Here is a 3,072-nt window from a genome sequence, read left to right on the forward strand (position 1 = left end):
TTTGGCGGTCACGGGGCGGTCGGGGAACACACGGATCCACACTTTACCGCCGCGTTTGATGTGGCGCATCATGGCGATACGCGCGGCTTCGATCTGCTGGCTGGTGAGCTGGCCGTGCTGAACGGCCTTCAAACCGATATCGCCAAAGGCAACGGTGGCGCCGCGGGTAGCCAGGCCGCGCAGGCGGCCCTTCTGCCATTTGCGGAATTTAACTTTTTTGGGCGCAAGCATTACTGATCAACCTCTTTGTCAAGGATTTCACCCTTGTATATCCACACCTTGACACCAATGATGCCGTAGGTGGTGCGCGCTTCGGCAAAGCCGTAGTCAATATCGGCGCGCAGGGTCTGCAAGGGCACCCGGCCATCGCGGTACCATTCGGTACGGGCGATTTCAGCGCCGGCCAGACGGCCGGAGCACGTCACCTTGATGCCTTCGCCGCCGAATTTGCGGGCCATGGACACGGTGCGCTTCATGGCGCGCCGGAAGGCCACACGGCGTTCCAGCTGCTGGGCCACGTTCTCGGCCACAAGCTGGGCGTCCACTTCAGGACGGCGGATTTCGTTCACTTCCAGAGAAAACTCGCGTCCGAACTTCTGACGCAGGTCATTGCGCAGCTTTTCAATTTCCACGCCCTTGCGCCCGATAACAATGCCGGGGCGAGCCGTGGACAGAATAAGCCGTACCTTGCCGCCGGCACGTTCAATCTCGATCTTGGAAAGCCCCGCATGAAAGAGAAGCTTTTTGACGAACGCGCGGATCTTGCTGTCTTCGTAGACAAAGGCAGGGTATTCCTTCTTGCTGAACCAGCGGGACTGCCAATTCTTGTTATACCCAAGCCGGAACCCGAACGGATGTACTTTCTGACCCATAGCCTATTCCTGCCCTTCTGCGAGTATAACGGTGATGTGGCTCGTGCGCTTGTTGATCTTGGTGGCCCGGCCCTGAGCACGGGGCATGAAGCGCTTCCAGGTGGGACCTTCGTTAACAACGACTTCCTTCACCACCATGGCGTCCACATCAACGCCGCCCAGCTGGGAGGCATTAGCCAGCGCGCTCTTGAGCACGCCGTAAAGAACCCCCGCGGGCTTGTTGGGCGTGAAGCGCAGAAGGTTCATAGCCTCCTCCACTCCAAGACCCTGCACGTTCTTGGCAACAAGACGGGTCTTGCGCGGCGAAACGCGCTGGAACTTCGCAATAGCTTTCGATTCCATATCGCTACCCTACTTCCTGCCGGCCTTGGCCTTTTTGTCGGCGGCATGCCCATGATAGGTACGGGTGGGCGAAAATTCGCCCAGCTTGTGACCCACCATGTTTTCGGTGACGAACACCGGCACGAACTTTTTGCCATTATGCACCGCAAAGGTCAGTCCCACCATTTCGGGCAGGATGGTCGAGCGGCGCGACCAGGTCTTAAGCACGCGGCGGTCACTGTTAGCCACAGCGGTGTCGACCTTTTTCATCAAATGACCGTCAACAAACGGCCCTTTTTTCAATGATCTCGGCATGAGCTACTCCTACTTCTGGCCGCGGCGTTTAACAATAAGCCTGGAAGAGGCCTTCTTTTTGTCGCGGGTCTTGTACCCCTTGGCAGGCATGCCCCAGGGCGACACAGGATGGCGGCCGCCGGAGCTTCTGCCTTCGCCACCGCCCAGGGGGTGGTCGATGGGGTTCATGGCTACGCCACGGACCTTGGGACGGCGACCGAGCCAGCGGTTACGGCCTGCCTTGCCCAGCCTGATGCTTTCATGATGCACGTTGCCCACCTGGCCTACAGTAGCCACGCAGGTAACCAGCACCTTGCGCACTTCACCCGAGGGCAGACGCAGAAGAGCATACTTGCCTTCCTTGGCTACCAGCTGGGCGTAGGTTCCGGCGGCGCGGCAGAGCTGGCCGCCCTTACCGGGGTACAGCTCGATGTTGTGGATGACCGTACCCACAGGAATGCGCTGCATGGGCAGGGCATTGCCGGGCATGATGTCCGCCACTTCGCCGTTGCGGTCGTTGACGCCGCTCATGACCACATCGCCCTGCTTCAGGCCCACGGGGGCCAGAATGTAGCGTTTTTCGCCGTCTGTGTAATGCAGGAGGGCGATACGGGCGGTACGGTTGGGATCGTACTCGATGTGCGCCACGCGGGCTTCAATGCCGGTCTTGTCGCGCTTGAAGTCGATAATACGGTACAGACGCTTTACGCCACCGCCACGACGGCGGCTGGTGATGCGGCCCAGGTTGTTACGGCCGGCCTTTTTGGTCAGGCCGACGGTGAGGGACTTCTCGGGGCGCGTCCGGGTGATTTCCTCAAAATCGGAAACCGTCTGGAAACGACGCCCAGCGGAAGTCGGTTTCAGCTTGCGGACAGCCATGCTTATACTCCCTCGAAGAACTCGATTTTATCGCCCTGGCGCAGCGTCACATACGCTTTTTTCCAGCCGGGCTTGCGGCCGACAACGCGGCCCTGGCGCTCCCTGTTCAGGGGCGCGCGGCGAACCACGTTAACCGCTTCCACTTTAACATCAAAAGCCTTTTCCACGGCCTGCTTGATTTCAAGCTTGTTGGCCTGGGTGTGAACCATAAAGGCTACCTGCTGCGCTTCGTCCTTGAGCATGGTCGTCTTTTCGGTCAGCAGGGGCTTGAGCAGAACAGAAGTGATTTCCATAACTACGCTCCCTTCTTCTCGAAGCGCGCCTGCACAGACTCCACAGCGCCTTCCAGCAGCACAAGCTGCTTGTGCTTCAGGATTTCAAGCACGCTCAGGCGGTCCACCGTGGTCAGGGTGAGGCCGGGGATGTTGCGGGCCGAACGGGTCAGTTCCGCATTTTCCTCGGGCGCCACAATGAGGGCCTTGGTAAGACCCAGGGTGTCGGCCACCTTGGCAAAATGTTTGGTTTTGGCTTCGGGCAGCACTATGCCCTTGACCACCATCAGGCTTTCAGCGGCCAGACGGCTCGAAAGGGCCATCCTGAGGGCCAGGCTGCGCACCTTGCTGTTCACCTTGAAGGTGTAGTCGCGCGGGCTGGGTCCGAAGGTGATGGCGCCGCCGCGCCAGATGGGCGAGCGGTTGGAACCGGC

General features: G+C 59.8%; 7 protein-coding genes. All 7 read right to left on the minus strand.

Annotation, left to right across the window (positions count from 1 at the left end; genetic code table 11):
* Positions 1–231, minus strand: a 231-nt coding sequence (gene rplP / locus V6C16_RS10300) for a 50S ribosomal protein L16 (RefSeq protein ID WP_333543147.1), incomplete at its 3' end; no start/stop codon positions are given.
* Positions 231–872, minus strand: a complete 642-nt coding sequence (gene rpsC / locus V6C16_RS10305; protein WP_333535094.1) for a 30S ribosomal protein S3 — start codon at positions 870–872, stop codon at positions 231–233. The genes rplP and rpsC, both read right to left, overlap by 1 nt.
* Before the next feature lie 3 nt (positions 873–875).
* Positions 876–1,214, minus strand: a complete 339-nt coding sequence (gene rplV, locus V6C16_RS10310; protein ID WP_012624299.1) for a 50S ribosomal protein L22 — start codon at positions 1,212–1,214, stop codon at positions 876–878.
* 9 nt (positions 1,215–1,223) lie between these two features.
* Positions 1,224–1,508: a 30S ribosomal protein S19 gene (gene rpsS, locus V6C16_RS10315; protein ID WP_012624298.1), complete on the minus strand. Its 285-nt coding sequence runs from the start codon at positions 1,506–1,508 to the stop codon at positions 1,224–1,226.
* 9 nt (positions 1,509–1,517) lie between these two features.
* Entirely contained in the window at positions 1,518–2,366 is an 849-nt protein-coding gene (gene rplB, locus V6C16_RS10320; RefSeq protein ID WP_291440653.1) for a 50S ribosomal protein L2, read from the minus strand.
* Positions 2,367–2,368: 2 nt separating this feature from the next.
* The gene (rplW, locus tag V6C16_RS10325) at positions 2,369–2,659 is read right to left on the minus strand and encodes a 50S ribosomal protein L23 (protein ID WP_012624296.1); all 291 of its coding nucleotides are present in this window, start codon (positions 2,657–2,659) and stop codon (positions 2,369–2,371) included.
* Positions 2,660–2,661: 2 nt separating this feature from the next.
* On the minus strand, positions 2,662–3,072 hold a 411-nt coding region (rplD, locus tag V6C16_RS10330), incomplete at its 5' end, for a 50S ribosomal protein L4 (RefSeq protein ID WP_333543148.1).

The sequence above is a fragment of the Desulfovibrio sp. 1188_IL3213 genome (assembly GCF_036763145.1).
Classification (GTDB): Bacteria; Desulfobacterota; Desulfovibrionia; order Desulfovibrionales; family Desulfovibrionaceae; genus Desulfovibrio.

What these genes read in the sequence shown, in the direction of transcription:
- rpsC (WP_333535094.1), bottom strand. Translation starts at nt 872, where the DNA reads ATGGGTCAGAAAGTACATCCGTTCGGGTTCCGGCTTGGGTATAACAAG.
- rplV (WP_012624299.1), bottom strand. Translation starts at nt 1,214, where the DNA reads ATGGAATCGAAAGCTATTGCGAAGTTCCAGCGCGTTTCGCCGCGCAAG.
- rpsS (WP_012624298.1), bottom strand. Translation starts at nt 1,508, where the DNA reads ATGCCGAGATCATTGAAAAAAGGGCCGTTTGTTGACGGTCATTTGATG.
- rplB (WP_291440653.1), bottom strand. Translation starts at nt 2,366, where the DNA reads ATGGCTGTCCGCAAGCTGAAACCGACTTCCGCTGGGCGTCGTTTCCAG.
- rplW (WP_012624296.1), bottom strand. Translation starts at nt 2,659, where the DNA reads ATGGAAATCACTTCTGTTCTGCTCAAGCCCCTGCTGACCGAAAAGACG.